Origin of the sequence: Lewinella cohaerens DSM 23179 (assembly GCF_000379805.1) — a bacterium.
In the GTDB taxonomy this organism is placed as follows: Bacteria; Bacteroidota; Bacteroidia; order Chitinophagales; family Saprospiraceae; genus Lewinella; species Lewinella cohaerens.
In genome coordinates, this window is sequence record NZ_KB903609.1 from 1 (window position 1) to 16239 (window position 16239).

At 46.1% G+C, this 16239-nt stretch carries 28 protein-coding genes; 23 read left to right on the plus strand and 5 right to left on the minus strand.

From position 1 onward, the window contains the following. Window positions 1–455: 455 nt before the first annotated feature. Entirely contained in the window at window positions 456–833 is a 378-nt protein-coding gene (locus tag A3EU_RS33355; protein ID WP_020539256.1) for a helix-turn-helix domain-containing protein, read from the minus strand. A 302-nt stretch (window positions 834–1135) separates the two neighbouring features. On the opposite strand from A3EU_RS33355, the gene A3EU_RS0126770 reads away from it, so the two are divergent. From A3EU_RS0126770 to A3EU_RS0126860, 19 genes are all read left to right on the plus strand, one after another. Next, a complete protein-coding gene (locus A3EU_RS0126770; RefSeq protein WP_020539258.1) occupies window positions 1136–1459 on the plus strand; it encodes a helix-turn-helix domain-containing protein in 324 nt (107 codons plus the stop codon). Window positions 1460–1632: 173 nt separating this feature from the next. After that, window positions 1633–2061 (plus strand): hypothetical protein, encoded by a 429-nt coding sequence (locus tag A3EU_RS0126775; RefSeq protein WP_020539259.1) that lies wholly within the window; start codon window positions 1633–1635, stop codon window positions 2059–2061. A gap of 45 nt (window positions 2062–2106) precedes the next feature. Continuing rightward, a complete protein-coding gene (locus A3EU_RS0126780; RefSeq protein WP_020539260.1) occupies window positions 2107–2352 on the plus strand; it encodes a hypothetical protein in 246 nt (81 codons plus the stop codon). Next, window positions 2352–2567, plus strand: a complete 216-nt coding sequence (locus A3EU_RS0126785) for a helix-turn-helix domain-containing protein (protein WP_020539261.1) — start codon at window positions 2352–2354, stop codon at window positions 2565–2567. Before A3EU_RS0126780 ends, A3EU_RS0126785 begins: the two co-directional genes overlap by 1 nt. 273 nt (window positions 2568–2840) lie before the next feature. Beyond that, window positions 2841–3185 (plus strand): hypothetical protein, encoded by a 345-nt coding sequence (locus tag A3EU_RS0126790; protein WP_020539262.1) that lies wholly within the window; start codon window positions 2841–2843, stop codon window positions 3183–3185. Between the two features lie 154 nt (window positions 3186–3339). Further along, window positions 3340–4779, plus strand: a complete 1440-nt coding sequence (locus A3EU_RS0126795) for a hypothetical protein (protein ID WP_020539263.1) — start codon at window positions 3340–3342, stop codon at window positions 4777–4779. Then, window positions 4745–5041 (plus strand): hypothetical protein, encoded by a 297-nt coding sequence (locus A3EU_RS0126800; protein WP_020539264.1) that lies wholly within the window; start codon window positions 4745–4747, stop codon window positions 5039–5041. Before A3EU_RS0126795 ends, A3EU_RS0126800 begins: the two co-directional genes overlap by 35 nt. Further along, a complete protein-coding gene (locus tag A3EU_RS0126805) occupies window positions 5038–5481 on the plus strand; it encodes a hypothetical protein (RefSeq protein WP_020539265.1) in 444 nt (147 codons plus the stop codon). The genes A3EU_RS0126800 and A3EU_RS0126805 overlap by 4 nt, the downstream gene beginning before the upstream one ends. 28 nt (window positions 5482–5509) lie before the next feature. Further along, window positions 5510–5647 carry a hypothetical protein gene (locus A3EU_RS34695; RefSeq protein ID WP_020539266.1) on the plus strand — a complete coding sequence of 46 codons (138 nt, stop codon included), beginning with the start codon at window positions 5510–5512 and terminating at the stop codon, window positions 5645–5647. A gap of 26 nt (window positions 5648–5673) precedes the next feature. Continuing rightward, complete coding sequence (locus tag A3EU_RS0126815) at window positions 5674–6567, plus strand: hypothetical protein (RefSeq protein ID WP_020539267.1); 894 nt, start codon at window positions 5674–5676, stop codon at window positions 6565–6567. Beyond that, window positions 6564–7004 carry a hypothetical protein gene (locus tag A3EU_RS0126820; RefSeq protein ID WP_020539268.1) on the plus strand — a complete coding sequence of 147 codons (441 nt, stop codon included), beginning with the start codon at window positions 6564–6566 and terminating at the stop codon, window positions 7002–7004. The genes A3EU_RS0126815 and A3EU_RS0126820 overlap by 4 nt, the downstream gene beginning before the upstream one ends. 171 nt (window positions 7005–7175) lie before the next feature. Further along, window positions 7176–7697 carry a hypothetical protein gene (locus A3EU_RS0126825; RefSeq protein WP_020539269.1) on the plus strand — a complete coding sequence of 174 codons (522 nt, stop codon included), beginning with the start codon at window positions 7176–7178 and terminating at the stop codon, window positions 7695–7697. Between the two features lie 44 nt (window positions 7698–7741). Further along, window positions 7742–8242, plus strand: coding sequence for a hypothetical protein (locus A3EU_RS0126830; protein ID WP_020539270.1), 501 nt, complete (start codon window positions 7742–7744; stop codon window positions 8240–8242). Window positions 8243–8262: 20 nt separating this feature from the next. Next, window positions 8263–8727, plus strand: a complete 465-nt coding sequence (locus tag A3EU_RS0126835) for a hypothetical protein (RefSeq protein ID WP_020539271.1) — start codon at window positions 8263–8265, stop codon at window positions 8725–8727. Further along, window positions 8720–9013, plus strand: coding sequence for a hypothetical protein (locus A3EU_RS0126840; RefSeq protein ID WP_020539272.1), 294 nt, complete (start codon window positions 8720–8722; stop codon window positions 9011–9013). The genes A3EU_RS0126835 and A3EU_RS0126840 overlap by 8 nt, the downstream gene beginning before the upstream one ends. A 6-nt stretch (window positions 9014–9019) precedes the next feature. Further along, window positions 9020–9547: a hypothetical protein gene (locus A3EU_RS0126845; protein ID WP_020539273.1), complete on the plus strand. Its 528-nt coding sequence runs from the start codon at window positions 9020–9022 to the stop codon at window positions 9545–9547. 10 nt (window positions 9548–9557) lie between these two features. After that, window positions 9558–9770, plus strand: coding sequence for a hypothetical protein (locus tag A3EU_RS0126850; protein ID WP_020539274.1), 213 nt, complete (start codon window positions 9558–9560; stop codon window positions 9768–9770). Between the two features lie 14 nt (window positions 9771–9784). Beyond that, window positions 9785–10159, plus strand: a complete 375-nt coding sequence (locus A3EU_RS0126855; protein ID WP_020539275.1) for a hypothetical protein — start codon at window positions 9785–9787, stop codon at window positions 10157–10159. A 349-nt stretch (window positions 10160–10508) separates the two neighbouring features. Next, window positions 10509–12506: an NACHT domain-containing protein gene (locus A3EU_RS0126860; RefSeq protein ID WP_156825920.1), complete on the plus strand. Its 1998-nt coding sequence runs from the start codon at window positions 10509–10511 to the stop codon at window positions 12504–12506. 19 nt (window positions 12507–12525) lie between these two features. On the opposite strand, the gene A3EU_RS0126865 is transcribed toward A3EU_RS0126860, so the two are convergent. From A3EU_RS0126865 to A3EU_RS0126880, 4 genes are read right to left on the minus strand one after another with little or no spacing between them, the layout of a single operon-like run. After that, complete coding sequence (locus A3EU_RS0126865) at window positions 12526–13185, minus strand: hypothetical protein (protein ID WP_020539277.1); 660 nt, start codon at window positions 13183–13185, stop codon at window positions 12526–12528. Window position 13186: 1 nt separating this feature from the next. Further along, complete coding sequence (locus A3EU_RS0126870) at window positions 13187–13771, minus strand: hypothetical protein (protein ID WP_020539278.1); 585 nt, start codon at window positions 13769–13771, stop codon at window positions 13187–13189. After that, entirely contained in the window at window positions 13755–13997 is a 243-nt protein-coding gene (locus A3EU_RS0126875) for a hypothetical protein (RefSeq protein WP_020539279.1), read from the minus strand. The genes A3EU_RS0126870 and A3EU_RS0126875 overlap by 17 nt, the downstream gene beginning before the upstream one ends. Then, on the minus strand, window positions 13969–14313 hold the full coding sequence (locus A3EU_RS0126880) for a hypothetical protein (protein ID WP_020539280.1): 345 nt from the start codon (window positions 14311–14313) through the stop codon (window positions 13969–13971). Before A3EU_RS0126880 ends, A3EU_RS0126875 begins: the two co-directional genes overlap by 29 nt. A 63-nt stretch (window positions 14314–14376) precedes the next feature. Between A3EU_RS0126880 and A3EU_RS0126885 the strand changes: the two genes are divergently transcribed. From A3EU_RS0126885 to A3EU_RS0126900, 4 genes are all read left to right on the plus strand, one after another. Then, the gene (locus tag A3EU_RS0126885) at window positions 14377–14685 is read left to right on the plus strand and encodes a hypothetical protein (protein ID WP_020539281.1); all 309 of its coding nucleotides are present in this window, start codon (window positions 14377–14379) and stop codon (window positions 14683–14685) included. Beyond that, the gene (locus A3EU_RS0126890; protein WP_020539282.1) at window positions 14675–15097 is read left to right on the plus strand and encodes a hypothetical protein; all 423 of its coding nucleotides are present in this window, start codon (window positions 14675–14677) and stop codon (window positions 15095–15097) included. The genes A3EU_RS0126885 and A3EU_RS0126890 overlap by 11 nt, the downstream gene beginning before the upstream one ends. 225 nt (window positions 15098–15322) lie before the next feature. Beyond that, on the plus strand, window positions 15323–15934 hold the full coding sequence (locus A3EU_RS0126895) for a hypothetical protein (RefSeq protein ID WP_020539283.1): 612 nt from the start codon (window positions 15323–15325) through the stop codon (window positions 15932–15934). A 9-nt stretch (window positions 15935–15943) separates the two neighbouring features. Continuing rightward, window positions 15944–16237, plus strand: a complete 294-nt coding sequence (locus tag A3EU_RS0126900) for a hypothetical protein (RefSeq protein WP_020539284.1) — start codon at window positions 15944–15946, stop codon at window positions 16235–16237. Window positions 16238–16239: the final 2 nt, after the last annotated feature.

A 16239-nucleotide genomic window follows, 5' to 3' on the forward strand; every position in this document is an offset into this window, starting at 1 on the left:
ATTTTGGTCAAATGTATAAATCAGTAATCAATTCTCCAAATTTGTTACGATAATCTTTGGGTGGTGGGTGGGATTTGTGCGGGCTGGCAAAAAAAGCAGCGGGTGAGGAACGAACCGGCTGCTTTTGCGGGTTGGATTTTCTCTGTTTTGTGGTTTTTTCTTAATTGGACAGAACGTTTTTCGGGACATGCGAAGTTCGGAAATTTTCGGCTGCGCCGAAAAAATTTTTGAATTTCCGCATGTCCCGTGTTGTACGAGGTTCGCAGCGCAGCGGAGTATCTTGGGCAACTTACTTATATGCGAACAAAACACCCCCTTATGACGCACTTTTGCAAAAAAAACATCTCACTGTTCTTCATGTAATTTCTTGGCCTGGACAGGCATAATAAAGCCCTGTATACGTATCAGCTTGCATTCTGTTTCAAATTCCTATGAATAGAACAGCATCTCCCCCCCTACTCTATCAATCCCCACCTCTTAGCCTCCTCCGGCGCTACACTCGTCACAAATGCCTCAAATATCTTGATTCGCTTGCGAAGCTCCTCATTCAATTCGTGGAAAGCATCCTCTTTTGTCTCTTCGTCCATACTGCCGTAGGCCACGTCCGGACGCGGGAATTTCGGCTCCTCTTTTGACAGATCTGTTAAGACCAGATCTTGCAAGCTGACCTCGAATAAGTCGGCGAGCTGGATGATTTTGGTCACTGGAGGGTCGCTGTCTCCTTTCTCATACCGGGTAACTTGGCTCCCTTTAAGGTCAAGTATATCCCCTAATTGAGTTTGAGTCAAATTTTTCTTTTTCCTTAAAACCCTGATATTCTGATGTATATGCATATTTACGGAAAAAATATTGCGTTATCCGCAATTAAAATTGAGGATAAATTAGGAAATGCCCTTTTAATGCAGTTATATTTGTATCGAAACAACGATTCAGAAGCAAAAATACACATTTGCCTCAGCAAACAAAGATTTACCCGGCAAAACTTGCGTTTTGTCGGAATAGTAGAGAATTGTCTTGTAAGAAAGAAATCCCGAAGGCGCACAAGCCGGACGGCTTACGCATGGTAAGTGTGATTGGTGCATTGAAGTTGGATTGTATAACAGGGTTAGAACCCGAAAGATAAGCATAAAAATCCATGACTGCAACACTAAACGCCGCAAAAGTAAAGCCCACTATCCAGCGATGGGTGGAAGATCAAATGGAAGCTCAAGAGGTGAGCAAAGAGAGCTTGGCCCAGGCATTGGACATAACTAACGAGCAAGCAACAAGACGCCTCAGAGGATCAACTGATTTTAATGCAGATGAAATCATCAAAATGGCCCAGCTTTTCAACAAGCACTGGTATTACGACGTCGTGCGGCCATTTGGCGTGTGCAAGGACGAAATAACCCTTGACCAGGCCGAAGAATTGGCCCGCGAAGAAGGCAAAGACTGGGACTTGGTTGACCACGTCGCCTAAGAACAAACACGCCGAGGTCCCCGCTGGCAGACCGGAAAGAATGACTCCTGTAGTCTGCCAAAGAAAAATGTTCGTTCCCAACAGTTCATCACTATGATTCACTTTTCATGGGATTATGATTTGTACCGTGGCCCGGTATTCAGAGAGCCGGGCCGCTTTTAAACCCTTTGTCAATGACCGCTACGACAGAACAACAGTTACTGGTTGCTATTAAGCAAAACAACTTGCGATTGATGCAAATGCAGATGCAATTGCTTCAGTTGCAAAGCAGTCAGATGATCCAGGTGATGCAGGGCAGTGAACTCACCCCTAAAGAGGCAAAGCTCCAACTAATGAAGCATGAGTTTGAACGTAGGGCGATGCTGCCGGAGGATTCGCGACCACCGTGGGTTTGCCAAGACGAAGCTGCATGGCTGGTGGGCGAAGATTTGACAGTGACAAAAAACCATCGCCGCAAAATACGTTGGGCACACCAGCATGGCCACTTAGTTATCACCAATGGTGGTATTAACTCCCTTCATTTCTTAAGAACAGAAGTGATGGTACTTAACCAAAAAGTAATCTCGGGAGAGGTGGTTTGGCCTACCAAATTCGGGAAATAATAATACTTATTGGCCGCTAGGTCAAAACCTAAACTAAATCCAATCATGGAAAAACAACAGTCCGAAAAGGGAGGAATTAAAATTTTAGTAAACCAAAGGAAGGAGATTCTACAGTATCAAGTAGACTCAATGCATAATTTCATCCAGCATGTTTTAGGGGCAATAGAAGATAATTCGATTGACCAACTCAAAATTGCACTTGAAGGAATGTCAAAATGTAAGCATACGATTGTCTTCCACAAAAATGGAAAGACCGCTAATCTGTTCACTCCCCTAAAAGCACATCGCTAATGAAAGCAGATAAAATAGCACCTCAAGAAATTACAGAGGAAGAATCAGAAAGCATGCTTACCATACAGCAAGCCGCTAGGATGATGAGCGTTAGTGAACGCTTACTTTACCGCTACAACGATAACGGTACACTTCCTTATTACAAGGTTAAAAACAAGCCTAGACGGTATATGAAAAAAGAAGATTGCATGGGGCTATTCAAAAAGGCTGAATAACAGCTCGGAAAGACGAGCACTATGAACAGCGGGGTGTCAGTCAACGGTTCCCGGATCAGCTTACCGGCGCAAAGCAAAGGATCAAGCCATACCGGGAGCCTTGGCATACAAAACAGGGGGAGAATGGAGCCTCGATAATCGGGGTGGCCAGAGAATGATACTTGACATTTCATTGGGCGCTCGATCCCGCCCTCCTCCTGCAAGATTAAAAACTATTGAAGTCACGGGAGCAACGTGTCGCTTTGGTGTTGCTCCCGCTTTAAATCATCAACCATGAAAAAGCCAACGATTTTCACGAACCGGGACTATGATTCTTTGCAGAGTATACCTCCTGTCTATGTTCCAGACAATTCTTTTATGCTCATCACTGACCAACTAGTAAAGGAAGGTGACATTATCCAATGGACGAGCTATAAGCGAGGAACTAAGAAGAAATTCCAGTGGTACAAGGTCATCGAAATACAGGATCAAAGAAACCGTGCCGAATATAATAAAAACCCACTCGGGGTAAACGCTTGCCAGTTTTTCAACAAAGTCATTGTAGAGGCTGATATCGTAGCCGAAACCTACACCCTAGAAACGAACGCGCTTAACGAAACAGAAGAGCAGACCGCCTAGCTGATCTGCCTTTATCAACCAGTTCCCGAGCGACGGGTAATTTAGGAGCGACACCTACAACTGGTTCACCCACATGACCATGCAGATGGCAGTAGCTCCGGTAGGCTTTCGGGCCACTGGAGCGGCCACCGCTGCAATCATAAATAAATAGCAAATGTGTAGTAAAACATACAGTATAAGGCAGCAGCAATTCAATATCCACTGGGGGAAGAGCGATGCCTTAGTGTCTGATTTTGTTGATAAATACAACCAGGGAAAGCCATTGGGCTCCCAACTCAGATCGGAACATTGGGAGCTGGCAAGAATTCTAGTACGTACCTACAGCAAGCAACTGACCTACCACCAAGCTTATGCCGCGCCATTGGAGCCTCATGAGGGCACTTTACCGATGCTAGATACCAACAACACGTTTCTAGCCGATGAGATGAAGTGCAGCACGCGCAAAATTCGCAGGTTGCGCACCCGTCTGAAGGAAGCTGGATTCATAACTGGCTATGTCTTCCGTGGCCAGAATGCCCAGTATCGCATAAAACTGACCCACACGGCCCTCTATTTGCAAGAGGGCAACCGTGGAGACAATGTAATAGATTGGTTCATACCCGCCTTTCAGAAGCTTCGTAAGGCCGCTCAGGCAGCATCGACGCAGCCTGGAAACCAGGATCAAAACCCCGCTCCCGGCCCCACCGAAACGGACAACTTGTCCACATATAGTAACCAGTTACAAGTAGCTAGAACCCTTCATTATATATTAAGCGGCAGCGATTTACAACAGGCTACTGAAAATCAAAGAGTTACGAAAGAAAAGACTGTTAGTACCTGTGAAAACAGTGTGCAAAAGTCTGAGAAGCCTGTTGAAAATACGCGGCAAGAGGTGGCGCAAGAGCGCAACCAGCACCTCAACGAGAACTCTTCAGCGGGTAACACCCACGACCAGGCAGAAACCGAGCCAGGAAAGCAAGAACCGAAAAGTTCCGCGCCGAGTACGAATGCTTTCGTAATTCCTGAAACTGCGTACACAACCGTTGAACAAACAATTTCACACCTCACGCTGGCCGAGCAAAAGCGTTTGCGCAACTTGATTTCGGTTATCTGGATGCACGCCAGTACTGCGCTCTACGCCAGGAGATACTTTGATGAAGAAGAAATAGAGCATGGGAAAGCCTGTATTGCCGAATATTTCTGCTACTCGGACCCTGCCCGATGGACAGCCGGGCGAAAAGAGGTCATGCGCCGAATCACCCTGGTAAAACTTTGGATTAAGCGTCGAGAACGGATGGGTAAGCCCACGTATTCACCGCCAAAACCTGGGAGCTATTTTGATTTCAGAAAAGAACGTGGCTTCATTGTCACCAAGGCCTGGTACAAAGAAGATAAGGAGCACCGCATAGAAATTGAGGACGAGAAGATGCTCAACAAAGCAACGGATGAATACCTACGCAGTAGGGAACCGGGTGCAAAGGAAAGTACAATCGATGTGTACAAAAAATGGCAGCAACGCCTGGGCAAACGCAGCAATAGATTACTCAATAAATTTCATAAATCAATAGAAGAATTGTCTCATGCAAAAAAAGAAACCAACGGGGCCGCCGCTTAGCGAAGTAGCTCAACACAAACTATGGGTACTATTTCACGACGGAAACAACCGCACACTTTACAGCTACCCCGAGGCCGATAAAAAAGGGAAGGGCCTCACTCGGCTCAAAACCTTGGTAGAAGAAAGGTGGAAAGGACGGGTAGCCGTAGCCAAAATTTTCAACAACCAGGATGGTCGCTTGATTCTAGAATTTCATAGCCGAAGCGACATGCCTGTATTCAAGCCCGTAGAGGTTCAACCACAACAAAGTTATACCGTATGAAAACTCGCGAACAAGTAGAAAACCTAAAGAAAGTCTGGCTGGAAAACTCAAAATCATTTGACTTATCCAATGTAGAGGGTTACGAAGATTACCGGGACGAGCTGGAAGCTTTCGTTCGTAGCCAACAATCTTCTAAGAAAAACGAAGATTCGATGAGCTTTATTCCTAAAATAATACTCAGCTCCATCCCTCCTCTTATTAGTGCTCTCACAGGCAAAAGTTCTCAAGAAACCCTGGAGGAAATTGCACTCCCCATTATCAAAAAGATGATCCGGGATGCGCCCGAAACGCTAAACGAGCAGATGGTGCAAAGTTACTACGAGCAAATTGGCTTCGATGCCTTCCAGCGTGCCCACTACATACTGGCGGGGCAAGAAAAGTTCGCTAGAGCCAAATGCCCATATGCTGCCTGCGTAATGAAGCGCATGGAAGAAGAGTAACCCTATTGCCCACTTCATCCTATGCACGATGCACAACAAACTACTACACCGGGCTTTCGCCCAACTGGGCCAATGGGCCTACACCTTCAAAGTCTGGTGGGAAGATAGCGTGCTGAGTACGCTGGATCGCTGGGCAGATTATTTCAATCAAGGAACAGGTACTTGATATCACAACTTCAAAATACACGCAGGATGCTACAAATGGAAATTCCTAATCAACCCGCTACCCTGGCTGAGTTCTTAGAAATCAGCATAGAAGCACTTCGCAAGCAGATGAAAAGAATGGGCCTGGTAGAAGGCCGGTTCAATCGACACGCCGAAATGGACGAGCAGACTGTCCAGGTACTCTTAGAAACTTACGGACATGAAGAGGGAGCGCAAACCTTGTCCACTTCTTTAGAAACGGACAAGGAGCAAAACGGACAAACGGACACGTTGAACATCACTTCTCCACCAGCGCCGAAAGCGGACAAGATTGAAAACGGACAATCTTCTTTAGAAACGGACAAGCGACCAAACGGACAAGGTTTGACCAAAACGGACAATAGGCCGAAAACGGACAAACGGACAACAGGCGTAGCAAACGGACAAACGGACACCTTACCCTTAGAAACGGACAAGGGGCCAAACGGACAAGCGGACATACCGGCTATCGCAACGGACACGATTAGTCAAACGGACAAACGGACAAGCACCAATTACGGGGAATTTTCTAAAGACCTGCTGCTGGCTTTGATCGCCATGGTGAGTATGTACGTACAGATGAACCACACCGCACAGGTAGTCGGCGGAGAATGGCTGCAAGCCTGGGCTTATGCGCTTAGTATCCAGTTTACGGGCCTTGCTATGACGCTCTATAAAGGCAACCTTGGTTACCTGAGAGCATTTGCGGTGGCGGAGTTTGCGATCAATCTACTGCATTACCGTCCGTGGGCACATTGTGAACTCATCGAGGGTGTGTCCGTTTGCGGCGGATTTGAAGAGTGGACACGTAGTGTGCTCTTGTCCGCTTTGATCGCCTTTACGATCTATAGCTACGTAGAAATATTTGCCGCAAGGCGCAACGAAAAAACGGACACCTTATGAATTGGATACTATTCGCATTGTCCGGTTACGATCCAGAAACGGACGCACGCAAGCCCCTGAAGGAAGATAAGAAACGGACAAGCTCCGAAACGGACAGATTACCTGAAGGCGTAAAGCCAAACGTAAAAACACGCTGGCTAGAGAAAAGCGGACAAGAAGGAGAAAACCCCACCTGGGAGAACCTTAATGCCCAAAAGCTGAACGAGCATGGCCGGGAAGTAGCCCTTAACCAAGCAGATATCGACTACATAATGCACTTTCAAAAAGATTGGGAGTACCTGACCATCAAAAAGGCCGAAGAGTTGAAGCCATACTGGGCGGCCAACTATACAGTTAGCGAATGCGTGACGGCCTTTGGAGGAAGAAGGGGCTACAAGTATAGCACAGTCGAAAGATATTGGCGGATTTTCAACCAAAATCACTCCCCTATCGAATAGCCGGGGGAGGGGTTTTGCATACCCCTCTCGTAAGTACCCGTAAGTAAATACTTGCTTACGGTAATATTAATTGATAATCAACGACTTAACCCCTCTCGTACTTACGGATTAGCACCCGTAAGTAGGCCGTAAGTAGGCCGTAAGTAGTCGTAAGTAAATCCTTTTAAAGACATGAAAACACTAATTTTTCTACTTGTAGTTGCCTTTTTACTGGCTGTTTATGCCGTCTACTCTCTGCTTACTTTCAAGATGAAAGTGAAGCAATACGGACAGCGATTACGCAACTTCTACGTCTTCAGCGAATACCCCGATGATCGAACGCTGGTTCTAAGAAGAAAGGACCACGAAAGATGGATTGAGCGCTCCGGGAATCAGTCTGGTGTGAAAGTCGTCATCATCCCATATCAGGATAAAAATAACCCACTGGAATCCTGGGAGGAATACCTCGTGAGACGCAAAGAAGAGCAGCAAGCGGACATGATTGTACGTGACAATGAGATCGAGCGCAAGAAAGGTCGCGACTTCTTCCTCAGCGAAGTACACCAGCAGGATCAAAAACTGGATGCAGACCTGGTGGATACCTTAGAAAGCATCACGAATGCCTGGAACAAATTATCATCAGGCACCAGAGGCATTGCCGACCGACTGGCAGCCGAGGTTCGTAGGGCCAAAAGAAGACTCCAGCAGTATTAAGCTTTCATTACAACAAGCCTATCATCAATCACAAGTCAATAAACATGAAACAGGAGCCAATTATCATCAAAGTTTCTAAAGAAAAACAGGCCACTTACCAGTCAAATACCCACGATTTTGAAACCCTCCGGTACGAGGAAGTTGGTAAGCCCTGGTGGGTGAACACCAAAAGAGAGCTGGTTGACTTCTTAGAAAACGCTCAAGGAACACTCACAAATACGGTTCAAGTCGTAGTGTTTAACTGGCAGCGATTCACCAATGCTTTCTTAGTAAAGAAGGCAATACAGATGGTAGGTATTTACCTGGTCGTGGTCAAGGATATTGTATACGTAGCCTATGTCCTGCTAACAAGTATTCCGCTCTTCCTTTTTTATGTCTTGGCAGGAGTTTTACAAGCTCCTGCCCGGAATACTCGCCGGAAAGCTTCAACCACCAAACCCTTCGAGCCGCCCATCGACGATGAATGGTGGCGAGAACGACCAAAGCCAAAACCCGCTAAGAAAACCCGCACGATTCGGGTGGTTGTGGAGGTGGAGGATTTTTAAATATACAAGTGATACTTACGATGAGTAAAAAGTGCACCAAATGCAAAGAGGAGAAGCCCTTAGAGGCTTTCGTCAGGGACAAGTATAAATCTGATGGCTACAGTAGCAATTGCAAAACTTGTCGAAAGGCAACCCGTGATGCCCGAAAAGAAGTTCGTGCAGAATATGACAGACAATACAATGCTGCCAACCAGTCCTGGATAAAGGTTCGTAGGAAAAAGTACCGCGAAAAAAACAAAGCCGCTATTGCAGCTTTCCAGAAGAAGAGATACGAGGAGAAAAAAGAGAGCATTCTTCTTCAGAAGAAAGACTACCGCAAAGAGATTAGTCAAAATCTCACCGATGCCTATGTAAAGCAACAAATTGTAAAATCAGGATGGTTGCTACCCACTGAGGATATACCTCCAGAACTAATAGAGATGAAGCGCCTCGCCATGATCGCAAACCGTAACATTCGCAAACTTAAAAACATCCAGAATGGCTGACAAAAACAAAGATGTATTTGATTTCATAGAAGGAACTATGAAAAATGTCATCAAGAGCCAAAATGAAATGCTTGATGACGGTATAGCCGAAGAGCATCAATTAGAGCTATACAAGAACCAAGTAAAAGCAGTTCATCAAATGAATCGTGCCTTTCAAAATGCCGCGATGGTGGATATTGCCAGGTCGAGGTATGGCGTCAAGTTCAAATTCCTGGGGGATACTTTGGGGGAGGATGAGCCCCCGGCTACCACTCAGGGAAAAATTGAATTACAAACATACAATTAGCCAACAATGAAAAGAATATACAGACCTGTATTAGAGTGTTTTGAGGAGGCAGAGGAGTATCGCGCTACTCACCTTCTTTGGGACGACTTATTAAAAGAGCGTACTGATTTAGATGCAACTCGCACCGACTACAAGATGGCGTTTTACAGGATATTACAAGAGAAACATATCAATCTTTATGGGAAAGCAGAGGATGGGAATATGGGGTATAAGTTGAAGTTCATCGAACCAACCATTAGCATGAGTAACCACAATACTAAGCATTCCAGCATAGCAGTATCTCACGAAGAAAGCCAGCAAGTAATCTTAGTAATCAATTGTGATGATCGTGCAAAGGCTACAAATGAAGCTATCATAGATGCCGTTAGTCGGTTCTACAAAGGGATGTACGGAGAGGAAGTAATAGTGCAATTATTACCCTGCGGGTTTGATCATACTAAGATCAAAGTAACTATTCCTAATATGATTATTAGCTTAACATGGACCTTTGTTTCTTCTGTTGAAATAGAACCAACCCTATCACCTATTCAATAAAAAATAGAATATGCCCCCAGTGAATGAAGAGGTTAAAGCTATCCTCGTCGCATTAGGATTCGAGCAAAGCGGATCAAGTTTAATTTGGATGAACAGAAAACACTTTGTCACGCTGCACATCAGTACAAACGATACGCCCTTTGATTTGACGACCAAGCTGCTAGAAATTGGAGCACACAGAAAATCCGAAGCTATTAAAAAAGAACTTGGGATCAAGGAGTAAATTAACCACTAACATTGAAAACCACCCTCAAACTCAGCTTCTCCGAACTCCGTGCCTTCCACTACTGGTTGATGGAGATCATGGCCCACAGCAAGGAGCTGGTACGCCAAAGCCTGCACTACCGCATCCAAATGGAGATCCTGGGAGAGGTATTGATCAAGAAGATCCACCCCAAAACCTTAGTCGATACGGGCCGTCCATTCAACATCAAGCTCAGCTCGGTGGAATGGATGGCCATCCAGGCGGCGATCTATAATGGCTGGGGGCGCTTTTGTCTCGATCTCTATGTGCAGAATGCTGTGCGGAATATTTCTTTGAATAAGCTGCCTAAGCTTAGTGATTATCAGGCGGGGTATTTGGTGGCTCCGGATGGGTGGGAGGAGGAATGAGCCTTGCGCCTCTAGCTAAAAAAAGTTTGCTGGATACGGACAGTAAACCTCAAACAATGCTCGATCCTAGCACTAAATTCAGAAATCTCGCAGTAAGAGATATAGGCCGGAGGTAGGTGTTTCAAATTTCCTCTTATATTTGGCTATATAAAACTCCGAGATATTGAACCGCGCAAGATTCCGCTACATACGGGTAATAATATATGCCATTCTAAGCATTCTTATCTCCGGGTTCTACGTAGAGTGGCTAGCTGACGGCTTTAGAAAGTACTTGGAGTCCGCTCTTGGTGAATATTTCGGCGCTACTTTTCTGCTCGTTGGCGTACTAGGCTTACTCACCGTAATCTATTTGGAAACAAAATTTGCAGCGCCAGATGAAACAGATGCCATTACCGACAAACAAAAAGAAAAGAATTCTAACCACGCTCGACTAATCACCGACACCCGTAAACGTTACTCAGATCGCCGTAAGCAGAAACTCAACTTAGACCTCAACTTTGAAATCAAATTAGCGCTCAAGTTTATCAAAACCAAAGCTCGTGACCCTGTACACCAGCAATTTATTCTCAATACGAAATCAAAGATTGAAGACTATAAGCAACTCTTTGAACTATACTATCAAGATATCCATCGTTTGCTCATCCTGGGAGATCCCGGATCAGGTAAAACGATGCTACTGCTTCAGCTGGGAGAATATCTTTTGAATAAAGCAGAACAAGATGAGCAACATCCAATACCCGTAATTTTCAATTTAGCGAACTGGCAAGGGGATAGCGACGACTTTTATACCTGGCTACTAAAACAACTTAAACATGCTGCGGGAGAAGCCGGGATTTCTGCTGAATATGGCCAGGAGCTAATGGATAATTACCAAATCCTGCCTTTGTTAGATGGATTAGACGAAATACGAGAACCGCTACGAAAGGGGTGCCTGGATGCTATTCAACACTATCTTAACCAGCGGGCCAACCGGTACCCGGAAGCGACTCTTTATCCTCAGCTTGTACTTTGCTCCCGTATCGTCGAGTTCTTGGCACTCGAGGCAGGTGCCCCTGTACTTGACACGATTGAGATACAACCATTAACCCAGAAGGCCGTTAAAGACACCCTACAAGTGTTAGCCGACGAAAATAACTGGGCAGCCAAGGCATTACTTATCTACCATGATAAGTATAGGGAATTGAGAAAGGCACTCAACACTGCCTTTTACGTACATACCGCTTTGTCCATTGTTGAAAACAATCAGGAAGTGTGGCAACAATTTGATCTCAAAAACGCCTCTTATCTTGGAATTCAAGAGCAACTTGTTATCGTTTACATAGATCAACAAATACAACATCTAAATACTATACTGAAATATGTACCTGAACAAAGCGCATACTACCTTTCCTGGCTGGCCCACCGCTTGTCTGAAAAGAAACAAAGCGTGAATTTTGAGCTAGTGGACCTACAGCTTAGCTGGTGGGAAAATACTCGTTCTGCTAGATGGGTCTTCGGGCTGGCCTTCGGGCTGGTCTTAGTGCTGGTCTTCGGGCTGGTCGGCGGGCTGGTCGGCGGGCTGGTCTTAGTGCTGGTCGGCGGGCTGGTCGGCGGGCTGGTCGGCGGGCTGGTCGGCGGGCTGGTCGAAGCAAAAAAAAATATTGAATATGACGAAATAGTTAGATTTGACTTTAATGAGCTTAACAGAGCTGCTATTGCAAAAATTTTAAAATCAGGGCTAGTCTTCGGGCTGGTCTTCGGGCTGTTCTTAGGGCTGGTCTTAGTGCTGGTCTACGGGCTGGTCTTCGGGCTGGTCTTAGGGCTGGTCTTCGGGCTGGTCTACGGGCTGGTCTTCGGGCTGGCCGACGAAATCACTGTTTACGAGACTTTCCCTAAAATTACTCATCCCTGGTTAAAAATCACCAGTGGACTCAGGAGGCGAGTTCTCATGAATTTAGTTTTCGTCTCAATCACATTAGCAATAGTTGGCATTATCGTAAAATTAGAAATAATTGAACAATTTGCTATTTTTCGAGAGGCTTCCCTTCCTTTGATCATTGCTAGCTTAATCATTCTTCCAATTCTATTAGGGGCTACTAGTGATTCCTCTTTTCGATTTCTTGTTCTCTATCTTATTCTAGTTAACAAAAAACTTATACCCAATAAGCCTGTGAAATTTTTAAACAATGTTGCTGACCATACTGGCCTCATGGAGCGAGACGGTGGCCAGTGGCGTTTTCGCCACCAGCTTATCCACGACGCCTTCACTCGGAATTGGGAGCAAAAGCTTGCGAACAGTAACTCGTCCTCTACCCCTGAAAAAATATTTCCTGAAGGTAAACAGGATGACTGGAACAGCTTTCGTTAAACATAGCTTTTCCGTTGAATTAAACCGCAATAAACTCATAAATCCCATATTGCGTCCCATCATCCCTCGCCTTAGCAGCTTTAAATTTCTCATTTACCCGTTTCTGTGCCGCTAGCATCTCTTCGACGCCGTCGATCTTGACCCGATTGGGATTGATGAGGCGGGGGGTAGACATCACCACTACCCCACTTGCGTGATCCCATATTTTGGGCGGCACCTGCTCCGGCCCGTGAACAATCAAAAACACATCCAGCATCCGGTGGCGGTATTCGATCAGGATATCTTTTAAACCGGGCACATTCGTGGTGTTGGCCTCCAGGTATTGCATACAATCATCGAGCATGAGAATACCGTTGCGGTAATTGTCATAGATATTGATGAAGGTATCGTTCTTGCCTGGTGACGGGTTGTCGTCGCGTAACCGTGCCAACACCTGCCGGGTTTGGTTTTGGAACTTATAGTGGGCCTTGTTGGTCACGTTGATGATGGGTACGTCATGCCAGATTTTGGGAGCGCCAGTTTTGGTGACTAGCAAGCGCCGACCACCGATACCATCCATCAGCTGCTTGGCCATCGTCGACTTTCCCGTTCCGTTACGGCCCCAAATGATGATTAGTTCGCAAAGCCGCTTTTCGGGTGCTTTGCGAACTGTTTTCTTTCTTGTCTTACGTTTAGCCATACTACTTGTCCTTTTTTGCTTCCTCCTGAGCCTTTTTTATCTTTCCCTTGCTGTAAGCCATAGAGAAATTAGGGGCATAGATGGCTATCATGGTACCTATCAGGATAAATTCCAGGCTCATCCGAGCTTGGTACTTCTTAACCAATGCTGCCGTCACATCGAGGTAGTCATTACTGATGTCCGATTTGTTGTTGAACTTGCGGTACGCCTCGCCGGGTTCACGGGCCAGCATTCCGCAGCCCATGCCCATTACCCGGTCAAAGGTCATAATCATAAAAGTGGCCGTGACCTTATGCTCATCGGAATAATCCAGGTATTCCAGGTTATTCTTGTCGTCATCGGTGAGCGGTTCATCCGTGGCGGGTTCGCCCTCCGGATCTTCCCCTTCATCACCACCGACGAAATCGCTTTCGTCCAAGAACTTGGGGGGCTCCACCTCTTCGCGTTTGACGCGCATCCGGTCGATCAGGCTCCCTACCGAGTTTTCGCCCTGGGGAGCAGCCTGCTCGCCGGTCGGTTGGTCAACGTGGTCAACGACGGTTTCCTGCTTCGGTGCTTGTTCTTCTACGTTAGTCTGGCTTCCCATCGGTTTTCTTTTTATTGATCAAATACTGAATATCAATGGCCCGATTAAGTACAGTAGCTTCCCCTTCTAAGCGAAAAGTAGCTACGTAAACATTAGGCTTCTCGTCCGAAAAATCAATCATTAGTACAGCCTGCCCTTCCTCCTCTTTGAGGACTCCGCCATCGGCTTCTGGTCGATTGATATTGTCGGCAAAAGATTTAATCTGAGGAAGAAACTGCTCCAACATCCCCATTGCCATTTTTTCGGGAGTCATGCTGTTGGCCAGGTTCTTCAGTTTTTCCAGTGGATTCATGCGCGTTGGTTTGGTAAGTGAAATTGATGAGATTGTTTTCTCTACGGTACCAGCTCCTACTCACTTCCTCTTGAAACACCAAAAGATGAAGTGATTTGCGTACACGGCGCGAGAGGTTGTAATTCTCCCTTTCCGAGAGTTCAGCCAGCTGACTGGTGATCTGCCGTACCGTTAGGGGTCGCTTGGCAGCGTCCAGTATTTCCTTGATTCGGAAAGTCAGATAAGTACCGTAGAGAAGGTCTTGCATCATTTATTAGAGAAAATCGCATACAAATTTAATCAAATTAATTACATTTGTGTAAACAAATAAGTTATGATTGTCGAAACAGAAAATATCACCTGGAGCGAAACCGGCAAGCGGGTAGACTTTAATGTGACCGTCTTCAGCGGTGGCTTGTTTGGCAAAGGCGACAAGGAATGCAGTTTCAAAATGTTTGCCCTGGGCGATAAAGAAGCTTTGGAACGGTATCGTGACAAGGAAGGCGAGTTGGCAGAACAAGTCGCTCAAGCACGTAGCAAATGGCTACAAACAGAAGGCAAGCGCTATTACAATCACAGTATCAAAAGCCAGAACGTAAATGTGCGCATCTGGAAAAGTAAATACCAGACCAATGAATCCTGATGCCTGGAAAGACTTTATCAATGGCTTATTCGTCAATGCGGATGGCAGCCGAAAATCAGCAGTAATTAGCCTGACACTCGAAGTTGGAGATGGTAAATTGACGCTTCCCCCTGTGGAGGTTACCCATACCGACACCCTCCAGCAGGTATTCATTAAGGTCAATAAGTTACTTGCCCAATCAGCAAATGCCGAAGCTCAACCGAAAGAAGATCGTACCGATGTCAATATTGGCGATCGGGTAAAAGCGGTTAATGTCGAGCACATCAAACACGGAAAAACGGAGTATATCGTCTATCGCATGAGTGACGACAGCTTTCAGGTCGTTAAGATGAACGGAGAGGTGGTTACTCCAAAGACTATCGTTTACAATACCGTGGTCAAGAAATATCGCGAGCAATTCCAGCTCGAATAGGGATTTAGGTGTATTGATTTTGTGATCCATTGTGAGGCCCGCCATTGTTTGGTGGGCTTTTTTTATGGCTACTCAAAGGGGAATGCCCCGTGTCACACTTCTGCCCCGTGACCTGAGATTGCCTCGGGGCGAGTTCAGGACATCTATTGCCAGGGCCATTTTGAGCCCCTATCATTGTGATCACAATTAGCAAGAAATGCTCTTTTAAAAACGCAATCTCATTCGATGAATCCTGTACTTAATGGGAATCGGGGTCGTACCCGAGTCATTCCCCAAAATATGGTAAACAAGCCAACGATTGTTGGTACTGATGGGCCGAATGCTCAACAGTGGACGCCAAACGCTAGTCCCTACTACGCTATTGAAGTAGATGCGACTGATCCAGCGCTGGTCACGGCTGGTGATCCTATCCAGGTGGTACTTTTTGACACCAACCGTCAGTACCAGCAACGCACCAATTATTTCATGCCCTTGGAGCTGATCATCAAGTCTCGTACCGATGTGAGCTACCAGGCCCTGATTGACGACATCAACGAAGTTACTTCGGTGGTAGATGTGATGCAGATGCAGATCTGTAACTCAGCTGATCCGAACTGCAACTTCAACTTCTTTCCTTCATTGGATTTGATGTATGCGCAGCGTGGACAGAAACCATCGCTGATTAAGACGATCCACCCGGACATGGGGACATCAGAAAATCAGTATCACCTTAACCGAGCGACCTTCCAGGCCGACATGGTGATTACGCAGCGCCATGCGCTCGTCTTCACGATCCAGCCTGGTGAAAAAGTTCTTTTGGCCTTCTACCAGACGATGGAGTTGGGCCGTAAATATTAAACCATTCTCATGCCCGGATTTAACACGTCAGGCTTGCAAAATGCCTCTGACGCTATCAGTCAGAATGCAGCGCAACCGAATAGCGGTTGGTTAGACCGCGTCTTGGGCCGGGTAGATGATGGCTTTGATATTTATGATCGGGTAAGATGTGCGGCTAATCCTACCGCTCCGGGTTGCTACCAGAATAACAATGGTGCTCCCGGAGGGGCAGGTGTTCCGCAAGACAATACCTGGCTCTATGTGGGCCTTGGCGTTGTCCTTTTACTGGTTATCGGTATCGTAATCATCGCACTAAAAAAGTAGAA

Coding starts and splice junctions, on each gene's coding strand:
- A3EU_RS0126780 (WP_020539260.1), top strand. CDS start 2,107: ATGGAAAAACAACAGTCCGAAAAGGGAGGAATTAAAATTTTAGTAAAC.
- A3EU_RS33355 (WP_020539256.1), bottom strand. CDS start 833: ATGCATATACATCAGAATATCAGGGTTTTAAGGAAAAAGAAAAATTTG.
- A3EU_RS0126825 (WP_020539269.1), top strand. CDS start 7,176: ATGAAAACACTAATTTTTCTACTTGTAGTTGCCTTTTTACTGGCTGTT.
- A3EU_RS0126875 (WP_020539279.1), bottom strand. CDS start 13,997: ATGTTGGAGCAGTTTCTTCCTCAGATTAAATCTTTTGCCGACAATATC.
- A3EU_RS0126795 (WP_020539263.1), top strand. CDS start 3,340: ATGTGTAGTAAAACATACAGTATAAGGCAGCAGCAATTCAATATCCAC.
- A3EU_RS0126775 (WP_020539259.1), top strand. CDS start 1,633: ATGACCGCTACGACAGAACAACAGTTACTGGTTGCTATTAAGCAAAAC.
- A3EU_RS34695 (WP_020539266.1), top strand. CDS start 5,510: ATGCACAACAAACTACTACACCGGGCTTTCGCCCAACTGGGCCAATGG.
- A3EU_RS0126770 (WP_020539258.1), top strand. CDS start 1,136: ATGACTGCAACACTAAACGCCGCAAAAGTAAAGCCCACTATCCAGCGA.
- A3EU_RS0126785 (WP_020539261.1), top strand. CDS start 2,352: ATGAAAGCAGATAAAATAGCACCTCAAGAAATTACAGAGGAAGAATCA.
- A3EU_RS0126885 (WP_020539281.1), top strand. CDS start 14,377: ATGATTGTCGAAACAGAAAATATCACCTGGAGCGAAACCGGCAAGCGG.
- A3EU_RS0126815 (WP_020539267.1), top strand. CDS start 5,674: ATGCTACAAATGGAAATTCCTAATCAACCCGCTACCCTGGCTGAGTTC.
- A3EU_RS0126840 (WP_020539272.1), top strand. CDS start 8,720: ATGGCTGACAAAAACAAAGATGTATTTGATTTCATAGAAGGAACTATG.
- A3EU_RS0126850 (WP_020539274.1), top strand. CDS start 9,558: ATGCCCCCAGTGAATGAAGAGGTTAAAGCTATCCTCGTCGCATTAGGA.
- A3EU_RS0126800 (WP_020539264.1), top strand. CDS start 4,745: ATGCAAAAAAAGAAACCAACGGGGCCGCCGCTTAGCGAAGTAGCTCAA.
- A3EU_RS0126790 (WP_020539262.1), top strand. CDS start 2,841: ATGAAAAAGCCAACGATTTTCACGAACCGGGACTATGATTCTTTGCAG.
- A3EU_RS0126805 (WP_020539265.1), top strand. CDS start 5,038: ATGAAAACTCGCGAACAAGTAGAAAACCTAAAGAAAGTCTGGCTGGAA.
- A3EU_RS0126890 (WP_020539282.1), top strand. CDS start 14,675: ATGAATCCTGATGCCTGGAAAGACTTTATCAATGGCTTATTCGTCAAT.
- A3EU_RS0126895 (WP_020539283.1), top strand. CDS start 15,323: ATGAATCCTGTACTTAATGGGAATCGGGGTCGTACCCGAGTCATTCCC.
- A3EU_RS0126845 (WP_020539273.1), top strand. CDS start 9,020: ATGAAAAGAATATACAGACCTGTATTAGAGTGTTTTGAGGAGGCAGAG.
- A3EU_RS0126900 (WP_020539284.1), top strand. CDS start 15,944: ATGCCCGGATTTAACACGTCAGGCTTGCAAAATGCCTCTGACGCTATC.
- A3EU_RS0126865 (WP_020539277.1), bottom strand. CDS start 13,185: ATGGCTAAACGTAAGACAAGAAAGAAAACAGTTCGCAAAGCACCCGAA.
- A3EU_RS0126830 (WP_020539270.1), top strand. CDS start 7,742: ATGAAACAGGAGCCAATTATCATCAAAGTTTCTAAAGAAAAACAGGCC.
- A3EU_RS0126835 (WP_020539271.1), top strand. CDS start 8,263: ATGAGTAAAAAGTGCACCAAATGCAAAGAGGAGAAGCCCTTAGAGGCT.
- A3EU_RS0126820 (WP_020539268.1), top strand. CDS start 6,564: ATGAATTGGATACTATTCGCATTGTCCGGTTACGATCCAGAAACGGAC.
- A3EU_RS0126880 (WP_020539280.1), bottom strand. CDS start 14,313: ATGATGCAAGACCTTCTCTACGGTACTTATCTGACTTTCCGAATCAAG.
- A3EU_RS0126870 (WP_020539278.1), bottom strand. CDS start 13,771: ATGGGAAGCCAGACTAACGTAGAAGAACAAGCACCGAAGCAGGAAACC.